The sequence below is a fragment of the Colwellia psychrerythraea genome, from assembly GCF_000764185.1.
GTDB lineage: Bacteria > Pseudomonadota > Gammaproteobacteria > Enterobacterales > Alteromonadaceae > Colwellia > Colwellia psychrerythraea_B.
This window is the reverse complement of the sequence record NZ_JQEC01000044.1, coordinates 1-22,439: the sequence shown is the minus strand read 5'-3', so window position 1 is coordinate 22,439 and position 22,439 is coordinate 1. Positions and strand designations below refer to the sequence as shown.

The 22,439-nt window shown below is 38.5% G+C and carries 15 protein-coding genes; 9 read left to right on the top strand and 6 right to left on the bottom strand.

Annotation, left to right across the window (positions count from 1 at the left end; translation table 11 throughout):
* Positions 1 to 9: 9 nt before the first annotated feature.
* Positions 10 to 888 (bottom strand): HTH-type transcriptional activator IlvY, encoded by an 879-nt coding sequence (ilvY, locus tag GAB14E_RS07535; protein WP_033083190.1) that lies wholly within the window; start codon positions 886 to 888, stop codon positions 10 to 12.
* 174 nt (positions 889 to 1,062) lie between these two features.
* Here ilvY and ilvC point away from each other — a divergent pair, with 174 nt between their 5' ends.
* The 4 genes from ilvC (at position 1,063) to GAB14E_RS07555 (ending at position 5,189) form a co-directional block, all read left to right on the top strand.
* The gene (gene ilvC, locus GAB14E_RS07540; protein ID WP_033083189.1) at positions 1,063 to 2,544 is read left to right on the top strand and encodes a ketol-acid reductoisomerase; all 1,482 of its coding nucleotides are present in this window, start codon (positions 1,063 to 1,065) and stop codon (positions 2,542 to 2,544) included.
* Positions 2,545 to 2,669: 125 nt separating this feature from the next.
* A complete protein-coding gene (gene ppnP, locus GAB14E_RS07545; RefSeq protein ID WP_033083188.1) occupies positions 2,670 to 2,984 on the top strand; it encodes a pyrimidine/purine nucleoside phosphorylase in 315 nt (104 codons plus the stop codon).
* Positions 2,985 to 3,166: 182 nt separating this feature from the next.
* Positions 3,167 to 4,102, top strand: coding sequence for a glycoside hydrolase family 16 protein (locus GAB14E_RS07550; protein WP_033083187.1), 936 nt, complete (start codon positions 3,167 to 3,169; stop codon positions 4,100 to 4,102).
* Positions 4,103 to 4,181: 79 nt separating this feature from the next.
* Entirely contained in the window at positions 4,182 to 5,189 is a 1,008-nt protein-coding gene (locus GAB14E_RS07555) for a Gfo/Idh/MocA family protein (RefSeq protein ID WP_231562077.1), read from the top strand.
* A 37-nt stretch (positions 5,190 to 5,226) separates the two neighbouring features.
* Here GAB14E_RS07555 and GAB14E_RS07560 read toward each other — a convergent pair whose 3' ends face one another.
* On the bottom strand, positions 5,227 to 6,873 hold the full coding sequence (locus GAB14E_RS07560) for a winged helix-turn-helix domain-containing protein (protein WP_033083186.1): 1,647 nt from the start codon (positions 6,871 to 6,873) through the stop codon (positions 5,227 to 5,229).
* Between the two features lie 296 nt (positions 6,874 to 7,169).
* Between GAB14E_RS07560 and GAB14E_RS07565 the strand changes: the two genes are divergently transcribed.
* Together GAB14E_RS07565 and GAB14E_RS07570 are read left to right on the top strand one after the other, a co-directional pair.
* Positions 7,170 to 8,141, top strand: a complete 972-nt coding sequence (locus GAB14E_RS07565; protein WP_033083185.1) for an SPFH domain-containing protein — start codon at positions 7,170 to 7,172, stop codon at positions 8,139 to 8,141.
* A 36-nt stretch (positions 8,142 to 8,177) separates the two neighbouring features.
* The gene (locus GAB14E_RS07570; protein ID WP_033083184.1) at positions 8,178 to 8,636 is read left to right on the top strand and encodes an NfeD family protein; all 459 of its coding nucleotides are present in this window, start codon (positions 8,178 to 8,180) and stop codon (positions 8,634 to 8,636) included.
* A 58-nt stretch (positions 8,637 to 8,694) separates the two neighbouring features.
* On the opposite strand, the gene GAB14E_RS07575 is transcribed toward GAB14E_RS07570, so the two are convergent.
* Positions 8,695 to 9,561, bottom strand: coding sequence for a hypothetical protein (locus GAB14E_RS07575; protein ID WP_033083183.1), 867 nt, complete (start codon positions 9,559 to 9,561; stop codon positions 8,695 to 8,697).
* A 67-nt stretch (positions 9,562 to 9,628) separates the two neighbouring features.
* Positions 9,629 to 11,002: a molecular chaperone gene (gene yegD / locus GAB14E_RS07580; RefSeq protein ID WP_033083182.1), complete on the bottom strand. Its 1,374-nt coding sequence runs from the start codon at positions 11,000 to 11,002 to the stop codon at positions 9,629 to 9,631.
* A 196-nt stretch (positions 11,003 to 11,198) separates the two neighbouring features.
* On the opposite strand from yegD, the gene GAB14E_RS07585 reads away from it, so the two are divergent.
* The 3 genes from GAB14E_RS07585 (at position 11,199) to pbpC (ending at position 19,268) form a co-directional block, all read left to right on the top strand.
* Positions 11,199 to 11,588: a hypothetical protein gene (locus GAB14E_RS07585; protein WP_033083181.1), complete on the top strand. Its 390-nt coding sequence runs from the start codon at positions 11,199 to 11,201 to the stop codon at positions 11,586 to 11,588.
* 188 nt (positions 11,589 to 11,776) lie between these two features.
* Positions 11,777 to 16,885, top strand: coding sequence for an alpha-2-macroglobulin family protein (locus GAB14E_RS07590; RefSeq protein WP_052093835.1), 5,109 nt, complete (start codon positions 11,777 to 11,779; stop codon positions 16,883 to 16,885).
* A complete protein-coding gene (gene pbpC / locus GAB14E_RS07595; RefSeq protein WP_052093833.1) occupies positions 16,866 to 19,268 on the top strand; it encodes a penicillin-binding protein 1C in 2,403 nt (800 codons plus the stop codon). Before GAB14E_RS07590 ends, pbpC begins: the two co-directional genes overlap by 20 nt.
* 393 nt (positions 19,269 to 19,661) lie before the next feature.
* Here the strand turns inward: pbpC and GAB14E_RS07600 are convergent, their stop codons facing one another.
* Positions 19,662 to 20,918, bottom strand: a complete 1,257-nt coding sequence (locus GAB14E_RS07600) for a glutamate-5-semialdehyde dehydrogenase (RefSeq protein ID WP_081967856.1) — start codon at positions 20,916 to 20,918, stop codon at positions 19,662 to 19,664.
* A 43-nt stretch (positions 20,919 to 20,961) separates the two neighbouring features.
* The gene (gene proB, locus GAB14E_RS07605; RefSeq protein WP_033083180.1) at positions 20,962 to 22,059 is read right to left on the bottom strand and encodes a glutamate 5-kinase; all 1,098 of its coding nucleotides are present in this window, start codon (positions 22,057 to 22,059) and stop codon (positions 20,962 to 20,964) included.
* Positions 22,060 to 22,439 lie beyond the last annotated feature (380 nt).

The following is a 22,439-nucleotide window of genomic DNA, read 5'->3' as shown; positions in this document are numbered from 1 at the left end:
TATTGATAGCTAAGTAATTGAGTTGAAAAACGCTTTTATTAGCGGCTGGGCTTTTGATTGATTCAAACAACAAACGCCGAGTTCGAAAGGCTCTATTTCACCAATGTTAGCGAGGTTACTGACCCTGTCTTTTACTGGGCTATTGTCTACTACCACTTGCGGCACTATGCCAACACCACAGCCTAGGGCAACCATACTGACTAAGGCTTCATGTCCTGAAACTGTTGCGTAAATCATCGGTTTACCTTGTTGCTTTTTACGATACCAGAGCTCAAATCGTTTTCGTGCGGCGCCGTGTTCTGGCAAAATTATTGGGATTTCTGACCAAGTCAGTACCTTTTCACTGAGCTGTTGCTGAACTTTGCAGGTCATTGTTGGCGCAATCACCGCCATGGCTATGGTATCTAAGTGATGGAAATAAACACTGCGCGGTAGCTGCTCGGGGGCAGCAGCGATAGCAAAATCAACGGCTTGATTTTGTACTTGCTCAAGGGCATCAGCGGCATCACCCGTGGTTAACATGATCTCTACCAAAGGATGACGAGCACGAAATCGTTCCAGTAGCGGCGGTAAATGGCTGTACGCTGCGGTAACTGAGCAATAAATATGCAATTTCCCAGTTAATTCTACTTGTTTATGCGCCAGTGATTGTCTGAAGTTATGCCACTGATCAAGTTGTTGTTCCGCATAAACTTTGAATTTTTTACCTGCATCGGTAAGTACTACAGTACGATTGTCACGATGTAGCAACTCACTGCCTACTTCCTCTTCAAGTCGTTTGATCGCTCTGCTCAAGGTCGATGGGCTGATGTGATGTGCTTGTGCCGTTTTACCAAAATGCAAACTTTGGCTCAAATGCGCAAACATCGATAATGCTTTTTGATCCATAACCTATCACCCCTAAATCAATATCAGTGTTGCTAAAAACGCAACGTAGTGATGCGAATATATCACTTTTTGCAACGGTTAGGCTAGGGTAGTATGTCTTCATTGTAATAAAAGTCGTCAGTAAAACGACTCGATTATTAACTAATATTTAGAACCAAATTCAGAGGAACCAACATGAGCAATTATTTTAATACCCTTAGCTTACGTGAAAAATTAGGCCAATTAGGTCAATGTCGTTTTATGAAGCGTGAAGAGTTCAGCGATGGCTGTAACTTCATCAAAGACTGGAACATTGTTATTGTTGGTTGTGGTGCTCAAGGTTTGAACCAAGGTTTAAACATGCGTGATTCTGGTTTAAATATTTCTTACGCCTTACGTGATGGAGCTATTAGCGAAAAACGTCAATCTTGGCAGTGGGCTACAGAAAATGGTTTCACAGTAGGTAACTACGCGGAATTAATTCCACAAGCTGACCTAGTATTAAACTTAACACCTGATAAACAGCATACTTCTGCTGTTTCTGCGGTAATGCCGTTGATGAAGCAAGGCGCTACGCTTTCTTATTCACATGGTTTCAATATCGTTGAAGAAGGTATGCAAGTTCGTCCTGATATCACGGTTGTTATGGTTGCACCTAAGTGTCCAGGTACTGAAGTACGTGAAGAATACAAACGTGGTTTTGGTGTACCAACACTTATCGCAGTTCATCCAGAAAATGATCCTCAAGGTAATGGTTTAGCAATTGCTAAAGCTTACGCGAGTGCAACGGGTGGTGATAGAGCGGGTGTTTTACAATCGTCATTCATTGCTGAAGTTAAGTCTGACTTAATGGGTGAGCAAACAATTCTTTGTGGTATGTTACAAACGGCTGCGGTTTTAGGTCACAAGCAATTACTCGCTCAAGGTATGGACGCAGCTTACGCTCGTAAATTATTACAATACGGTTTAGAGACTACTACTGAAGGTCTTAAACATGGCGGCATCACTAACATGATGGACCGTTTATCAAACCCTGCAAAAATCAAAGCATTTGATATGTCTGAAGAGCTTAAAGTTATTTTACGTCCTTTATTCGAAAAACATATGGATGACATCATTGAAGGTCGTTTCTCTGAAACTATGATGGCTGATTGGGCAAATGATGACATTAACTTATTAACGTGGCGCGCAGAAACAGCCGAAACGTCATTTGAATTAGCAGCAGATTGTGAAACAGAAATTACCGAGCAAGAATATTACGACAAAGGCATTTTTGTTATTGCCATGATCAAGGCCGGTGTTGAACTTGCGTTTGAAGCTATGGTTGCTGCTGGCATCATTGAAGAATCAGCTTATTATGAGTCACTTCATGAAACGCCATTGATTGCTAACTGTATTGCACGTAACAAGTTATACGAAATGAACGTAGTAATTTCAGATACTGCTGAATATGGTAACTACTTATTTACTCACGCAGCAGTACCTCTTCTTGAAGAATACACAGCTAAGTTAACTTTAGAGCAATTAGGTGAAGGCCTAAAAGATAGCTCAAACAATGTTGATAATGCGCGTTTAATTGAAGTGAATGAAGCTATTCGTAGCCATGGCGTTGAAGTTATCGGTAAAGAGCTTCGCGGTTATATGACCGATATGCAAAAAATTGCTAGTGCAAAATAAGACTTACCTCTTGAAGTAGAGAAGGTTAAGTAAAGCGGCATTTGAGTTTAGTTCGATGCCGTTTTTTTATGTCTAAATATTTAGACAAAACAAATTACTAATAAAATTTTAAAAGGAAATAACCCATGCCTGACTTTAAAGAAGTAACTATCGGTAGAGCTGCTAATGTATATTTTGACGGTAAAGTTACCAGCCGCACAATAACGTTCAAAGATGGCAGCTTTAAAACTTTAGGTATTATGATGCCAGGCGACTATAAGTTTGCTACTAACGAAAAAGAGTTAATGGAAATTACTGCCGGTGAATGTGAAATTTTACTTAGCGGTTCCAACGAGTGGCAAAAAATTAGCGGCGGACAATCGTTCAACGTAGATGGCGACAGTTCCTTTGAAATAAAAGCTAAAACCATCATTGATTATTGTTGTACCTATATAAGTTAAAGCAATAATTACTAGCACAAGCCTGTGAGTACCATTTATACAGGCTTTAATAAAATTTAACCAGTCAAAACCCTATCTTTAATATTATTTAATTAGCAAAATTACTTCCTAGGTGTTTCATTGTTGCTACAACAATAACTGCTCACTATAACAACCTTTATCTAGGTAGGAATTAAATATTAATGATGTCCTCTACAGTACTAAGCCATTTATTTATTGGCACTATCGTTTTAATCGCCAGTTCAACTACTCAAGCCAATCCTGAAATCACAGGTGCGAATAGCAAAATAATGTTCGATGATTTTAGCTATAAAACTCTATCTGAGGCACAAAAAAATGGTTGGGTGCCTAGAACACAGGTAGGTCATCCGGGTATCAAAAATGCCACTTGGTGGTCTGAAGGAATTAGCTTCCATCCAGACCAAGAAGATGGCAACAATACTGTGATGCGTTTAACCTCCAAAACAGATGGTAGCCCAGAAAATACCCGTCATACACAAATATGCCATCAACGTAAATACCTCGAAGGCACCTATGCAGCACGAGTATATTTTAACGACCAACCTGATTTTGGTCCTGATGGTGATGGTATTGTTGAAACCTTCTATACTATCAGTCCACTAGAAGCACCAATGGATAAAAATTATAGCGAAATGGATTTTGAATACCTTGCCAATGGCGGTTGGGGTGAAAAAGAAAATGTATTGTTTTCAACTTCATGGGAAACATTTCAGCTTGAGCCTTGGACTAAAATAAATGCCTTTGATAGTTACGTTAAAAGTTTGCAGGGTTGGAATACTGTGGTACTGCAGGTTTTTGATAGTGAGATAAAATATTATATAAATGGGCATTTGTTTTCGACTCATGGTGGTGAAGTTTATCCGGAAGTAGCTATGTCGTTAAATTTTAATTTATGGTTTATCCCAGAGCAAATTGTTGAAAGTAGCCAAATGCGCCAATATCATCAAGAGGTAGATTGGGTGTACTTTAACGCGGATAAAAATTTATCCCATAATGAAGTACTAAAAGAAGTGGTAACGTTACGTACTCAAAAAATAAAACAACAAGATACTGTACCTCATTGGCTACCTAAACTAGATAGCTATTGTGGTTTGTAATAACTCGATGTAGGTATAATGACAAAAAGTCATGGCTTAGCTACTAAGTAAGTTATGACTTAATCGCTTTAGGCTCTGAATGATCAACGATGAACGAGAAAATATGATAGATAAAAATAAGAACATTCGTTGGGGCATTATTGGTTGTGGTGCTGTGACTGAAATTAAAAGTGGACCAGCCTATCAAAAAACTACCGGTTTTGAACTAGCAGCTGTAATGCGTAGAGATTTAACCCTCGCTAAAGACTATGCGCAGCGGCATAAGGTCGCCAAGTATAGTAATAATGCTGTGGAGCTTATAAATGATGATAACGTTGATGCAATATATATCGCAACGCCACCAGATAGCCATAAACACTATGCGCTATTGGTTGCAAAAGCAGGTAAGCCTTGTTGTATCGAAAAACCCTTAGCGCCATGTTATCAAGATAGCATCGCTATTGAACAAGCCTTTAAAGAAGCTAACGTGCCATTGTTTGTCGCTTATTATCGCCGATCTTTACCACGATTTAATAAAGTTAAAAGCTTACTAGAAAATGGTGCAATAGGGCAGGTTCGACATATTAGTTGGCAGTTAACTAAACCGGCCAATAACATGGATTTATCGGGGCAGTATAACTGGCGCACAGATAAAAATGTAGCTCCAGGCGGTTACTTTGATGACTTAGCCAGCCATGGCTTAGATTTGTTTGCTTTTATATTGGGTGATTATACCCAGGTAGCTGGTGTAGCTAGCAATCAGCAAGGTTTATATTCAGCCTTTGATGCAGTTAGCGCTTGTTGGCAGCATGAAAATGGCGTCACTGGCGTGGGTAGTTGGAACTTTGGCGCATCAGCAAGGCAAGATAAAGTTACCATAATAGGTAGCGAAGGGCAGTTAGATTTTTCAGTATTTGATGAAACTCCCGTTATTCTCACTCAAGGGGGTAACTGTGAAGTGTTTGATATTGAAAATCCAGAGAATATTCAATTACATCATGTTGGCAATATTTATCAACACATAGTAAATAATAAGCAACACCCGTCAAGTGGAGCTTCAGCGCTACATACTAGTTGGGTTATGGATAAAATTTTAGCGGCTAACTAACATTCACTTTTATCGAATTAAGCTATCAGTAAGCAGATTAATTGACTTGGTAAGTGTTGCTATCATCCTGCCAAGCGGTTACCCGTGCGATTAAAATGTTATTTTTAGCTTCAATTGCAATGTTCTTAGCGTGTTTGGCATAATTTTGAGCAGCTTCTATCTGCTTAGCGTTTAAGGCAACTTGTGCTTGCGCTAACAAAATAGCCACTTTATTCGTTGCCACACCATCTTTGTAGGCAATAGTGGTTGCTTGGGTAAAATAATTGCCGCCCAGTTCAGTTTTACCTTGTGCATAGGCTATTAGAGCTAACTCTATAAGTGCGCGCGTTTGTCCGTAACTACCTTTAAATTCTTTATGGTATTGTATTGCCTTTTTTAATAAAGGAATGGCTTCGTGATACTGAAGTTGTAGACGTTTTATTTTAGCTAACTCCTCATGAGCATAAGCAATAAATAGTGCATCATGATACTGCTCTGCCAGTTTTTTGGTTAATAGGATATATCGTTCAGCTTTAGATAAATCATGGTGAGTTAGTGAGTCTTTCTCATATTGATGGATAAGTAATACTCCTATCATCAAATGACTACGAATCTCCTCTCTGGGCATTTTCTTTTGACGTGCTTGTGCTATGTTTTCTTTCATTAAGATAATACCTTGTTCGGTATCACCGCTATTAATATAGCTGGCAGCTAAAAACCGACGGGCGGCCAATAAGTCATTATTGGTTTGCAGCGCAGAAGAGAAAAAGGTAGTTGCTTGCACATAATCTCTTTGTAAATAAAGTGCTATACCACGAGCAAAAGCTTCATTGCTGAAATCACTAATATATGGCTGGGAAATTTGGGCAGTGTCTGGGGCAAACCGTTGGGTAATTCTTTGCACTAGCTGCGTGAAGGCATCACGAATATTTGAGGATAAAATAACCCCTTGTTCAACTCGCCGAGCAAGGTAAAAACTATAATCTAACTGGAAATCTTGCGGATAACCTCGAAGTGTCGTTTGCACTAACAAATCCACATTTAGCGTTTGAGTAAGCGCTCGTAATTCTTGAGGGTCAGGGTTTACTGAATTTTGTAACTTTGTTTGTTTAGATAATGGAATTGACTGAAGTAACTGTGTTCTAGGAATCAGTTGTAATTGAGTGTTCTTCGTTAAGCTTTGACTTATATAGTCCATGCCCTGTAAAGGAACCCAATCGTGAATATCATCAGGCATATCATTAATTACAGGTAATAAGGCAACAGTGAAGCGTTCTTTTGAGGAGCTTTGGTGGTTACTTTGGGAAGTCTGATAAATAAATAGACCGATGAAGGTAAGGAGGATTAATGCAGTAATTAATGCTAGATAGCTTGTATTAACGGATCTTCCAAAAATACTTCTTTCATTGGTGATTTCGCTGAGTTCTGCTGTCCATTGATAACCTTGGCGTGGATAGGTTTTAATAACATGGCTGCCAAGTAAGTCACGGATCTCTTTTATTGATTGTACTAATACTTGCTCCTGTACCACGACATCGTGCCAAACCTCAGCAAGCAATGCCTGCTTTGTTACCACATGGTCTTTTTCTGCGATTAAGTACTTTAGTACTAATAAGGTTTTGGCTCTGATACTAATTGTTTGACCATCTTTTATTAGCAAACCAGCAGTTAAATTGAGCTCAATATCGTTGAAAGTAAATCGCATAAAAGAACAGATACAGCTTAGTTAAGGTTAATTTTATAAATAAGCGGCTATGTTGGCTTAAATTAAATCTGAGTGCAACCAGCAGATGTTTTGCTTAAAGATAAAGTAAAATAGCGTTACTTCACTTTATTATATTCCTCTTAGGGCCTTTTAGTTTTAGTTAGGCCACTCTGTCGTGCTACACGGACAGCGCTGGTGAAATAGCTTGCTTTGCTCATAACAGTCCATTAACGTGTTATTAAAAATAATTCTCAATTAAATTTAAATTTCACACAAATTATAAGGAAAAGATATTTATGGAAAATCTTGTTGAAAGTATTCTTACGAGCCCAGTTGTATGGCTTACAGTTGTTATTTTATATACTTTAAAAAAGGGTATTTATTTTGTCCCGCAAAACCGAGGTTATGTTATTTACACCTTAGGTAAGTACAGTAAAACCCTTTCTGCGGGTTTAAATTTTATTATCCCTTACGTGCAATCAGTTGCTGCTGACCGTAATTTAAAAGAGCAATCATTAGAAATCATTTCACAGCCAGCCATAACTAAAGACAACATTACTTTAGATATTGACGGTATTTTGTTTATGAAAGTTACCGATGCTTCAGCAGCGACCAATAACATCACCGATTATAAAATGTCGGTAGTACAACTTGCGATGACAAGTATGCGTAACGCTATTGGTTCAATGGAACTTGATGAATGCTTCCAAAATCGTGACGCCATTAATGCTCAGATTCTTGGTTCTATGACCGAAGCGACAGCTCCTTGGGGTGTAATGGTGACACGTTATGAAATAAAGGATATTACACCGCCACAAACTATCCGTGAAGATATGGAAAAACAAATGACGGCAGAGCGAGAAAAACGCTCGGTAATTTTAACCGCTGAAGGCGTTAAAACTGCAGCCATCACTGAAGCGGAAGGTCAAAAACAAGCGCGAGTTCTTGATGCAGAAGCAGCAAAAGCAGAACAAGTATTAGCGGCAGAAGCGACAAAAGAGTCACAAATTTTAGAGGCTACAGGTAAAGCAGAAGCAATAAGGTTAGTTGCTTCTGCTGATGCCAATGCCCTAGATGTGGTTGGTAGTGCAGCGAATACTGAACAGGGTAAAGCAGCCGTAACTTTAACCTTAGCGCAAGATGCTATTGGTGCGCATCAAGCCATAGCAAATCAAAGTACTGTTGTACTAACGGATGGTAAAACAGGTGATAATATTGCTAATACTGTTGCTCAAGCAATTGCCGTATCAAGTAGTTTGAAACTATAGTGTCGGTCAGATTCAAAAATAAGGAGTGATAATAATATGCAGACTTTTTTAGAAAACCAACAACTGATTTGGTATGCCATCGCAGGTTTAAGCCTAGTGCTTGAATTAGGCATTATGGGATTGAGTGGTCCGTTATTATTCTTTGCTATTGCCAGTGTTATCACTGGCGTTTTGATCAATATAGGACTCATTGAGGGTTGGCAAAGTCAAATCTTAGTGGTGGGCATTTTAACGGCTATTATTACTTTAGTGCTGTGGAAACCGCTTAAAAACATGCAAAATTCTCGCAGTAAAACTGATGACTCTAGTGATATGGTAGGTTTGCAAGTGCCTGTTTTTGATAGTGTTACTAATGATAGTGGTAGTATTCGTTACTCCGGTATTAATTGGAATGCACGTTTAGCCGATGATGTTGATGTTGCAGTAATTGAGAATAATAGTATGTGTACTATTGTTGCTATTACTGGCACTACCATGCTAGTTAAGCCTGTATAGTTTTCTTTAATTTTTGAATTTAAATAGCAAAATAAATCGACGCAACATGCGTCGATTTTTATTTAAGCTTAATCCAAAGTCGTTCGTCTGCTAGTAACTTTTTGGTTTTTTTGGATAATAAAGGGTTTTCTAAGTGGAAAATAGTTCGTTTACTAACGTTTGCCTTTGTCACAATGCCTGAAGTAATCGGGTGATTTATAAAAAAATGTTCGAACCTCCCTGACTCTAATAATTTGCTTAAACCAAACGCTAACCGTTTTTGTAGATGCTTATTTTCTTTGTTAACAAAAAAGAATACTGGCGCAGGGTATTTCAGCATTAAATTTTCTTCCACGATAAGAGTATTATCACTTGCTATCTCAGGCCAAGGCTCGTGTAATGCTCGCGGATAATAATTAAAGCGACCCTTTTTCAACATATCAATCAAAAAATTATCATGACCTTGAATAACGTTAAAACCATTGGCGAGTAAAATTCTAGTATCGGGCCAATTATAGCCTTGGCCAAGATGGAGGTTTTGTAAGTCCGCTAATGGGATGTTTTTATTGAAGCGATACTGTTGGTCTTTACTGATAATAAAAATTCGAGAGCCCATCAGGCCTTTTAATATCGGAAAATACACAGCTTGCAGCTGTTGTTCTAATTGCTGTGAGGTCATTCGCCATGTTAAGTCAATATATTCATTGCGTTGTAACATCAGGGAGCTTCGAGCCTGCGCCATTTCAATATTTATCGGCTGTAGCTGGTACTCGCCAAATTGATCTTTGCTAGCTTCAAGAGTGAGCTTTAATAAATCAACAAAATAGCTTTGTTTGGGATCAGGGAATTCTTTTGAATCAATATAGCGTACTAAGTCGATTTCATTTGCATGAGTAATAGTAGTTATCAGTAAAGTTATTAATATTACTCGAGCAAAAGAATACAAGTTTATAATCTCCGGTGAAATTTCTATTTATAATGGTTGTTTGACTATAGTGAAAACAACATATTAGTTATCGATATATTTTTTCTGCCCAGCGCGCTAAACCTGAAGTAACACTACCAAAATGGTCACCCACAATCAGTGGTATGCCTGGCATTTGTTGCTGTAAAAACTCACTAAGTATCGGCGATTTTGCTGTGCCGCCAGTAACAAAAATAACTTCAGGCTGACATTGTGCTTCCGCTACCGCTGTCGTCATTAATCTCGCTATATTATCTAAAGTTCTAGCATTAGCTATTTTTAGCGTTTCTCGCGATACAGTAACTGATAATGAATCGCTAATATCATTTAAACAGATTGTTTGCTCGTTATGTTCTGACAGCCTAATTTTGGCTTGTTCAGCGCCATTGACTAATTGATAACTAAGTTTGTGATCATGGACTGTTAATAATCGAGAAACTAACTCGCTTTCTTGGGCATCGCGGCTTAATAGTTCCATATCACGCCTATTTTTAGCGCTATAAAATTCGGTTTGCTCATTAATATTATTAATGGCCAATGCCTGCCTAAAACTAGCGGTTGGCATAGGTTTTCCTGTTTTTAATAAACTGTTCATGCCTAAGCTGGGCATAATGCCTTGTAAGGCTAATTGAATATCAAAGTCATTACCAGCAATACGTACACCGGTATGGGCGAGTAGGTGATCATTACGATTATCATTATTACTGAAATCGGGGCTCATTAGTAACATAGAGCAATCACTAGTTCCGCCACCAATATCGACTACCAATACTCGTGTTTCTTTAGTGAGTGATGCTTCAAATTCAAAGCCGGCGGCAACAGGTTCATACTGAAATTCAACATCTTTAAAGCCAACACGTTTTGCTGCATTGGTTAATACGCTAATAGCTTGCCTATTACTTTCTTCACCATGCAAACCTTGGAAGTTGATTGGTCGGCCGATAACGGTTTGCGTGACTTCTTTCTGTAAAACTTGCTCAGTGAGCTTTTTAACATTACTCATCATACACGCGACAATATCTTCAAAAAACTGAATTTGTGTCGGAGCTAACCCACTTGAACCCAAAAAAGACTTAGGTGACTTGATGTAATAGCCCTCTTCAGGGTCTTCAAGGTATTGCTGCAAAGCAGTTTTGCCAAAGAGTAACTCACTTGAAATACCATCAAATTTTAACTCACGTAGTGCCGCTTGACCTTTTTGTATTTGGTTTTTACGTTCAACTAAATAATTCGCTTGTTGATCTGTTGCTAACTGCTGTGAAAGCCAGTTAGCAATAACATCGCGGCTTGGCGCATATAAATTTGAAGCAATGTAAGAGCCGCCGTCTAACGTGTTACCAAGTAAAGGAATAATGTGAGGTTGTCCGTTGCGCATATTAGCAACACTACAATTGGATGTACCGTAATCAAAACCTATCATCATTAATACCTAAGAGAATGCCGACGAGAAAAAGGTCGCGTAGCATACTCAGTAACTAAGCGAATCTCAAGTCTTAGCTGTACTTTTTTACGAGTCAATTTATCCTATTTGGGAGGAAAAAGTTTCTGTGGAGCACAGGTCTTGTTGTGTTCAATTTTTTAGGCAGTTAAAATAACTAAAATAAAATTGGAAGCTAGTGATGAAATTAAGTAAAACAAACCAAAAAATTGATAACAATGTTTGTAAAGCGTTAACTATCGCCTGTGAGACATCATTACATGATGTTGCAGGATTTGTTTGGCTAACTCATCGAGCCAATTACACTAACTTTCCTGCTAGTTTAGTCATCACCTGTGTCTTTAATACTGATGAAGAAGTTACTGTGATGAAAGCACAACAACAAGATGAGGTATTGCGTGCAAGCATTCAAAAGCAGTTATTAAAAATTGGCGTGGTGGTGAAAAATATTAAGCTGTGTGTGCGTTTTGATAGTGAAGAGGCTTGTCTGCATCAACACCGTGGGCAATGGCCTGAGCGTTTAGCATTAAGAGTGGTAAAACAAAAACCAAATGCCAGACGTGTTCATTAACATTAAGCTTAAGTATTAAAGATAAGCTTTTCAACAAAACTATGAGTTGGTATTATCTAGCTAAAGATTGGCATTTTTCAATGGTAAATCAATGGTTAGTAATTTTAAAATAAGTCGTTATTAAGATTTTTTCGTCAGTATTAGACGGTCATAAAACAAATTTTAGTATCTAACAAAGAGATAAAAACATGGTTAAAGGACTAACAAAATTAAAGGTAATATTACCTTTACTATTATTGCTTAGTGCTTGCTCTGAACAACCAGCAAGTACTGCCACGCAAGCTGAAAATAAAACGCAAAAATCAGCAAGCCCAGATGCCCGTATTGAAAAAGAGCAATCGCCAACAATACAAGATAAAGATGCAGCACTTAAGCCAGCGAAAATACCGGCGAAAAAGCCAATAAATGCAATCCCTCCTGAACTCAGTAAAAGTGAACAGAGCCTAGACCCGCTAAATAAAAAAAACACGGTCGATGCGCTCATTCAAGACGATAGCAATGTTATAAAAGAAGCAGTTGCGCAAGATTATAGTAACCGAAAAATTGAAGTGTTGGATATTGCTGAGCGTAGCTTTGATGGCGGTAATGCCATCGCAGTTACCTTATCCGCACCGTTAAATCCTGAGCTGAAACACGATGATTATTTTTCACTGACTGAAAAGTCTGGTGCTACGGTAGATGACAGCATTGTCTTGTCTAAAAATAACAAAGTGGTTTACTTTCCCTTTATTGAGCCATCAAGCACTTACAAGCTAACCGTTTACAAAGGTTTGAGCGCAAGTAATGGCTCAAAACTACAAAAAGATACCTTTAAAGCAATAACAACTCGTTCGATTATCCCAAGTTATAACTTTGCCAGTAAAGGCTCTTTTTTACCGTTAAAGCAACATCACGGCTTACCTATTGAGTTAGTTAACATTAAACAAGTTAATGTTGATTACTTTAAAGTACCTGATGATAAAGTTGTGCAATTTTTATCAAATCAAGGTCGTTTTCAAGATAAAATTAACCGTTATTACGTACAAAACAGTATTAGCCGCACTGAATTAGTTTATTCGGCACGATATCAGTTTAATGGGCAAAAAAATAAGCGTCGTACCTTTAATTTGCCAATCCAAGATATTGAGCCTTTATCCTCTGCGGGTATTTACCTTGCGGTAATGACTCAAGCTAGCAACGTTTCTCAAAAAATTTCTATGACTCACTTTATGGTGACCGATATAGGCATGCATGTACGCGTTTATAAAAACCAATTAGAAGTTGCTTTAAATAGTTTAACCGATCAAAAACCACTTGCAGCAGTAGAAGTCACTTTATTAAATAATAGCGGTAAACAACTAGATCAATTTAAAAGCTCGCCCGACGGTTTAGGCACACTCAGAACAAATAGTGGTGCCAGGTATATTGTTGCTCATTCTGAACAATCTCTTTCTGTAGTTTCTCTTAAGGGGCCAGCATTAGACTTATCAAACTTCACCCTTGCACAACGTCCTTTTGTTGCCGATGAAATCTTTGTGTATAGTGCTCGTGATCTATATCGACCAGGTGAATCGATTGATTTTAATGCCTTATTACGAGATCAAGACGGTCAACGCATTAAGGCTATAGCCCTAAAAGCGAGCATAAAAGATCCCAGCGGTCAAACGGCTAAAGATTTTACCTGGCGCAGTGACAGTGATGGTTACTTTTATCAGCAATTTACTATTCCAAAGGATGCAAAAACAGGAGCTTGGCTGTTAGAAATTCGTAAATATAAAAATGTATTAACTAGTTATAAATTTAAAGTAGAAGAATTTCTACCTGAGCGTTTGAAACTTAGCTTTAACCAAGGCGAAACCGCTAAAATTTACCAGCTTAAAGACAACTTAACCGTTAATGTTTTAGGAGAATATTTATATGGTGCGCCAGCATCGGGGAATCGTTTTGAGTCACGCATCGCAATAAGTCCGCAGCGTCAGCCATTTCAAACCTTAACAGACTTTCAGTTTGGTAATATTATTGAAAAGAATCTCAGCCAACAATATAAATTAGCTGACGTAAAACTAGACTCTCAAGGGAAAACAGCGATCACCATAGAAAACCGCTGGGCTAAGGTTAAATCACCAGTACAAGTAACATTACAAGCAAGTTTGTTTGAAACAGGTGGTCGAGCCATTTCAAGACGTCATCAAACAACCGTTATTTCAGGTAATAAGCTTATTGGTATTAAACCTCATTTTAAAAATAATCCTGAGCACAATAGCCGAGTTACTTTTGATGTGGTTACCACAAATGCAAAGGGTGAATTAACCCAAAGCGACGCCTTAGACGTTAAGTTAGTGAGAGAAGACCGTCGTTATTTTTGGGAGTTTAACAATAGTGAGGGCTGGCATTATCGTTGGTCAGACAGCGAATTTGTTGAATATAATAGTTCTGTGGATACTAATGCCAATAAAGCCAGTCAATTAGATGTGCCCGTTGAATATGGCCGCTATCGTTTAGAAATTAGTGATGCTGAAACTAAAACTATGACCAGTGTGCGGTTTTTTGCCGGTTATGACTGGTACAGCTCATGGCGAAATAATCAATCATCATCACAAGCGGCTCGCCCAGACAAAGTATCTCTTGCCTGGGATAAAGAATCCTATAACGCAGGTGATATTGCGCAGTTAAGCATAGTGCCACCAAAAGCAGGTGAAGCATTACTGCTGATAGAGTCTAACAAACTGCTTCATTCTCAACGGATTACCATACCAGCAGAAGGGCTAAATGTTGCAATAGAGATTGATGAGCAGTGGCAACGTCATGACATATATGCCTCAGTAGTTCATTTACAGTACGGTGATAATAAAAAACGCATTACGCCAACACGTGCCATTGGTTTAATTCATTTACCACTTAACCGCGAGTCACGTAAGCTTGAGCTTGAGATAGAATCTGCTGAGGAAATTTATCCTAACCAAAGTTACCAAGTTAAAGTAAAAGTGGATGGTCATGCTAATCAACAAGCAAAATTAACCTTGGCTATGGTTGATGTTGGCGTTTTAAGCCTAACCGACTTTGATACACCTGATGTTCATAAATTCTTTTTTGAGCCAAGACGTTTTCAAGTAGATAGCCGAGACTTGTATCAAAACTTAATTGAATTAAATGATGCACCACTAGCGAAACAAAAATTTGGTGGTGATGCCGAATTAAGTCGCGGCGGTAAAAAAGCGCAAGCTGAAGTACAAATACTGTCGCTTTTTAGTGGTTTAGTTACTGTCGATAACAAGGGTTACGCAACTGCCGCTTTTAATATTCCTGATTTTAACGGCAGAGTACGCTTAATGGCTATTGCCTTTACTGATGATAAATTTGGCTCCGCAGAAAGTGAAATGACTATCGCTGCACCTATTGTTAGTCAAATAGCCATGCCACGCTTTTTAGCAACCGGTGACCAGTCAACTTTTGCCCTTGATTTACATAATTCTACCGAACAAATGCAAACCTTAACCGTGGCTTTAACCACTACTGAGCCAGTTAGTCTTAGCCGTGCCAATTCTAACAGCGAGGCTACTGCTAGCAATAGCCAAGAAGTCACTTTAGCTGCGAAAGAAAAAACCACCTTGATCTACCCTGTTTCGGTTGGTAGCCAAGAAGGGCGAGCAAAAGTATCACTCATTGTAAAAGGGGTTGAGGGCTATCCTATCGATAGAAACTGGCATATAGCCGTACGCTCAGCCTATCCAGCGTTAATTGAGTATAAAAATGCCACCTTAGCTAAAGATCAGTCTTTTAGTTTTAGCCCAAGTGATTACGCTCATTTAAAAGCAGATACTTTGGAAGCGGTGTTATCGGTAAATAATAGGGTTGAATTTAACAGCCGCGAGCAAATGAAACATTTACTAAAATATCCTTATGGCTGTTTAGAGCAATCGACCAGTTCAACCTACCCCTGGTTATACGCTAATAAAGAAATACTAGACTCCCTTGATTTAAAAAATGCGACTAATAAAAATCGCTTAGCAAGCATTAACCATGGTTTATCACGCATTCAAGCCAAAGCATTGAAAAATGGTAGTTATGGCTTATGGAGCAATACCAGCCAAGAAGAGCATTGGTTAACCGCTTACGTGGGTGACTTTTTAACGGATGCTAAAGAACAAGGTATTGAAGTAAATTCCCAGCAATATCAAAAAACAATGGCTCGCTTAACTACTTATTTAAAAAATCAAAATGGTACTTATACCAACCGTTGGTCAGAATCAGTTAAACATTACGACTTTGCTTACCGTGCTTATGCGGGTTATGTTTTATCTCGACACAATAAAGCGTCACTAGCCAAGTTACGTGATCTGGCTAAACATAAAAGCAAAGATGCTGAAAGTCAGTTAGCATTAATTCACTTAGCCTTAGCGCTTAAAAACCAAGGTGATGACGTGAACAGCCAAGCCATGTTTGATAAAGCTGTAGTGCTTGAGCGTGGGACTAAATATTTAAGTGATTATGGTTCGGTTATTCGCGACCAAGCGCTGATTATTCACTTATTAATTAAACATCAATATCAACTTAATTATGCCTTTGATACAGCACTAGCACTTTCAAAAATACTCGCCGATAAAAAGTATTTAAGTACACAAGAGCGCAATGCACTTTTCCTTGCCAGCATATCTTTAGAGCAAGGTAAGCAAAAAGATTGGCAAGCGCAACTTAACTTTAATCAAGCGGAATCGGTGATTAAAAAAGCAGGCGCTTACAGTCAAAAATTATCAGCAACTGACTTACAGCAAGAATTAAGCTTAACAAACAACTCGGCTGATCGTCTGTATGTTAACTTTTCTTATCAAGGTGTTAGTAAAACAAAACCGCAAGCAACAACTGGAGATTTGACTATTGAACGAGACTACTACGATAGTAAAGGTCAGCAGATAGATGCCAGTAAGTTAAAAGTTGGCGACATGGTACTAGTGGCTATTCGTGTTTATTCTAAGCGCCGAAGCCCGGACTTATTAGTGGTTGATTTATTACCAGCTGGCTTAGAATTAGAGAATCAGAATTTAAGCCACGCAATTAAACTCGACAGCATTTTCTTTGACGGTAAACCTGCCAGTGAGTGGCAAAAGAAAACCAAGATCTTACATCAAGAATTTAGAGACGATCGTTATGTCGCTGCGATTGATGTCGGTTATCGAGGCACTAGTTACTTATTTTATTTAGCTCGCGCGGTAACACCTGGAAAATACCTAGTACCAGCCCCGTTAGTTGAAAACATGTATCAACCCGATAAAAACGCCGTGGGCAATACCCTAAATACCATTGAAATTACCAACCTATAAAATAAAGCAAGCGGCAGGCACTAAGCGATTTTGGCTCGGCACCATTATCGCTAGCATGTTGCTATTATTTTACTGCTTACATCTCGCCTATCCTCTTAATATTCCTAAAGCACAAAAGAGCTTTGCTCAAGTGGTTTATGCTGATGACGGTCGTGCGCTGCGCGCTTTTGCTGATAGCAATGGCATATGGCGCCAACAAGCTGACCTTAGCTCAGTTTCACCACTTTATATTCAAGCGCTATTAACCTATGAAGACCAGTATTTTTGGTCGCATTTTGGCGTAAATCCAGTGTCATTATTACGCGCTTTATATTTAAATTGGCGTTGTGGCTGTATCGTTTCTGGCGGTTCAACCCTTAGCATGCAAGTTGCACGTATTTTACATCCTCATAGCCGCACTATTTCTGGGAAGTTAGTACAAATATTAAGGACACTGCAATTAGAGCTAAGTTTGTCGAAAGAGCAGATTTTAACACTTTATTTAAACTACGCACCATTTGGCGGTACTGTTGAAGGTGTTGAAGCGGCAAGTCAGGCTTATTTAGGAAAGTCAGCAAAACTACTTAGCCATGCTGAAGCAGCATTGTTGGTGGTATTACCGCAAAGCCCATCAAAAATACGCCCTGACCGTTATCCAAAGAGAGCTGAAAAAGCACGTAATAAGGTACTAAAACGACTAGCTAGTCAGCAAATATGGTCTGCTGCAATAATAAAAAGTGCCCAAAAAGAACAAGTGTTTGCGGCTAAGCCAAGCAGACCTAATTATGCGCCTTTGCTGGCAAGAAAATTGATACAAGAATTTCCGCAACAAAAACACATTACCAGCACCATAGATTATGATTTGCAGATCGGTCTTGAAGACCTCTTAAAAAACTTTATTAGTAATCAGCCAGATAAAAGCTCCGCCGCAGTATTGGTTATTGATAATAAAAAAGGCACGGTAAAAGCTTATATTGGCTCGGCTGATTTTAATGATAAATCCCGTTTTAGTAATGTTGATATGATCAGCGCTATTCGCTCACCGGGTTCAACCTTAAAACCCTTTATCTACGCTAGTGCGATTGATAAAGGTTTAATACATTCTCATAGCTTGCTAAACGATAGTCCTCGTTATTATTCTGATTACAAACCAGAAAACTTTACCGGTCAATTCAGTGGTCCGGTAAGTGTACAAAGCGCCTTACAACGATCCTTAAATGTGCCTGCAGTACAAGTACTTGAGCATTTAGGTGCGAAAAATTTTTATAATCAATTAGCATCAGCAGGTATTAAATTAACCTTACCTAAAGCAGCAAAACCTAATTTATCTATTGCGCTAGGTGGCACCGGCATCAGTTTATGGCAATTAGTACAAGCTTATTCAAGTTTGAGCAATCAAGGAAAAGTATTATCACCTCGTTATTACACTGAGCCAGTGACTGCTCATCATCAGGATACAAGTCAAAAGAAAATGGTTGATTCACCACGTTATCTGATGAGTGAAAACGCCGCCTGGATCACCTATAAAATGCTGATTGATAACCCTAGGCCCAATGCTTTATTAAGTGAAAATATTCGCAGAACTACTAATGATATCGCCTGGAAAACAGGCACCAGTTATGGCTTTAGAGATGCATGGGCTATTGGCACAAGTGCAAAATATACCCTGGGTGTTTGGCTCGGACGTCCTGATGGAACTCCTCAACCGGGTCACTATGGCGGCTTAACGGCAGCACCGCTGTTATTTAATATTTCAGATGTACTGCATCAAAATGACCATGTTTGGCTTAATAAGCCTGAAAAAGTCGACACAACAGAGATCTGCTGGCCACTAGGTAAAAGCAAAAAGCAGACAGCTGAAGGTTTATGCCACGTTTCACATCAAGCATTTACCCTTGCAGGATTAACCCCAAATTCATTAACCGCGATCAATCATGATAAATGGCACATGAACCCACAGCCTTATTGGCAAGAAACAGCAACTGGGCTATTGACTGACTTTGCTTGTCCTGAAGAGAAAACCAAAAAGTATATGGCGTTGTGGCCAAAATCACTTGAACCTTGGTTACCGAAAAAGTTCACCCGTGCGGCAATGTTACCGAAAAAAAGCCAACGCTGTAGCAATATCACGACACCAAACTTTGGCGATATTAAAATAGTAGGCTTAGCGAAAAACAGCGAAATAATAAGTCTCAGTGTTAATAAACCACCGGTAATCAATTTTTCAGTTTTGGGCAGTAGCGGGCAGCTTGATTGGTATCATAATGGCAGCTTTATAAAAAGTTTAGCGAGTAAACAAAGCTTTTTTTATGCTGCTAAGAGTTATGGTGAGCAACAAATTGCAGTGATAGACTCACATGGCAATAGTGACATGATCACATTTCAGGTAAGTGACGCGAGATAAACGTGATTTTTCATTGAGTGATTATTAGTAGCGAACAGGGGGATCTGCTCTTTGGCTATAATGCTTTAAGGCAATGGCAATGGTGCAAAGTGACGAATGTCATTTTCGGTATTAAGACCTCAAGTGCAATGTTAATTATCAATGAACTTGAGGTTTACTGAATAGATCAAAGTCTAATTCTAGGTTCTAACTTGTCCATCACCAAAAACAACAAACGTCTCTGTGGTTAGTGCTTTTATAGCTAATAAGAGTTCCATAGGTATACTTGAATCTATGTTTAATAAACTTACGTTCTAATTTGACCATCACCAAAAACAACAAACGTCTCTGTGGTTAGTGCTTTAATAGCTAATAAGAGTTCCATAGGTATACTTGAATCTATGTTTAATAAACTTATGCTCTAATTTGACCATCACCAAAAACAACAAACTTTTCTGTGGTTAATGCTTCAAGACCCATAGGTCCATAAGCATGCAACTTACTGGTTGAAATGCCTATTTCTGAGCCTAAACCTAATTGATTTCCATCGGAGAAACGTGAAGACGCGTTTACCATAACAACCGAAGAGTTGATTTGGCGGACAAATTTCTGGCTGCGTGAAATATCTTGGCTAATAATGACTTCAGTATGATCAGAGGTAAACTCATTGATATGGCTAATAGCGTTATCAAAACTACTAACTACCTTAACGGCTATTTCTTGGGCTAAATATTCCGCGTGATAATCTTCTTGGCTCGCTAATTCAGCGTGGGTAAAATAACCAATACTATTTTTACAGGCATGTATTTTAACTTGAGCTGCATCCTCAAGTGCTTTCGCCGCTAAAGGTAAAAATTCGTCACTGATATCGCCATGTACTAATACCGTTTCAAAGGCATTACAAGCACTAGGCTTTTGGGTCTTACCATTTACTAAAATATCGACAGCCTTAGTTAAGTCAGCATGTTTATCTATATATAAGTGACAAACGCCCTTATAGTGCTGAATAACAGGAATACGACTATTTTCACTAACATAACGGATCAGACCTTCGCCGCCGCGTGGAATAACTAAATCAATGGTATCGCTTTGTTGTAATAATTCTTCAATAACACTACGGCTGGTATCAGGGATCACACTAACAATATTTGCATCAACACCATGGGTTGTTAATACTTGATGTAAACATTTTGCGATGGCTAAATTCGAGTGAATAGCCTCTGAGCCACCTCGTAAAATTACCGCATTACCTGATTTAATACATAAGGCAGCAGCTTCGGCAGTAACATTAGGTCTGGCTTCATAAATCATAGCAATAACGCCAAGAGGGATCCGCATTTTACCTACTTGAATGCCATTAGGACGTAATGATAACTTATCAATATCCCCAACCGGATCGGTTAAAGCGACAATTTCGCGAATAGCCGAACCAATTTCTTTAATGCCTTGCTCTGTTAATACCAAACGGTCAAGCATGGCTTGTGTTAAACCTTTCTCGCGACCAGCGCTTATGTCTTTGCTGTTTTCTTGAATAATAATATCACTATTATTTTCAATCTCAGTGGCAATGGCATTTAACAAAGTGTTTTTTTCACTACTGTTAAGTTGAGCAGCAGCTCTGCTGGCAGTTTTAGCCTTTTTTGCCATAGTGGCGATATTAAAGTCGATCATTTTGCATCTCTTCTCGAAAATTTGTTTATGTTGGTTCAGCTGGTTATAAAATAACCATGTCATCGCGATGCACAACAACATCGCCATAATCATGCCCTAAAATAGCGGTTATATCATCACTGTGTTTGCCCATTATTCTTTTCAGGTCATAGTGACTATATAAGGTTATGCCTTTGGCGATCACTACATTGTTATCTGCGTCAATGAGCTCGATGGCATCACCTGCCTTAAATCTATTAGTTACTGACTTTATACCAGCAGGTAATAAAGAGGCTCCTTTGTTAACAACGGCGTTAACAGCGCCAGGGTCGAGTTTAATTTTACCTTGGCTTTTTAAGGTATGTTTGAGCCAGTGCTTTTTCGCGGTAATAATGTCTTTATCTGCAGCAAAACGAGTACCGGGGTTCACTTGCGCTAAAAGAGAGCTAAATACTTCACTTTTAGTGCCGTTAATAATATAGGTATTGATACCGTGTTCAACGGCCTTTTCAGCTGCTTGTATTTTGGTTTTCATTCCGCCACTGGCTAAAGGATTTCGGCTTGTACCAGCCATAGCATAAATTTCATCAGTTATTTTTTCAATATCAGGGATTAATACCGCATCATCATTGATTTTTGGGTCTTTGGTAAAAACACCATCAATATCACTTAAGATGAATAAACTATCAGCATCACACGCCTGAGCAACTAGTGCGGCAATATTATCATTATCACCTATGGTAAGATCTTTAGTGGTGACAGTATCATTCTCATTTACGATAGGTAACACACCATTAGCTAATTGAATCCTAATAGTTTCTTGAATACTTATATAACGTTCTCTATCGGCTAAATCGTTTTGGGTAATAAGTATCTGGCTGCAGGGAACATCAAAGAAACGCTGCCAATTTGCCATCATTTGCATTTGACCAACACTGGCCATGGCTTTTTTAGTGGAGAGTGATAGTTTTGGCGAGCCATGTTGAATAACAGTTCGGCCAGCGGCAACACCACCAGATGAAACTAAAATGATCTCTTTACCTTGTTGCTGGCATTTAGTGATGAATTGCGCAATTGCTAAGATGTACTGTCCGCTACAACCATCGCGAGTAGGTGCAACTAGGGCACTACCAACTTTGATTACAGCTCTGTTAAAGTTCATTTTATCTCCTTTCATGATGCTTTCTTAATTATGCAAGAAACTGAGTAAAAACTCAATAAATAAAGATGTTTATGCATAATAATTCAGTATAAGGTATGTTTTTAGTTGTTTAATAAGGTTTATGCAGGTAAACCTCTGTTTTGTCATCTTACTTTAGTAAAAAAAGTGTAAATAGGTGGTGATAAAATAAAAGCGATCATTTTTCACTCATGATATGTTTTTCACTGATAGCGTTATATTAAAATGAATTGGCCGATGAGTTGATAATAAAAAAATATAATTAATAGCTAAATCATGATTAAATAACGTTATACGTATCATCTATCTATTATTATTAGTTATTACTTATATATGTTAAATTTTTTACCTGCCAAATTAAT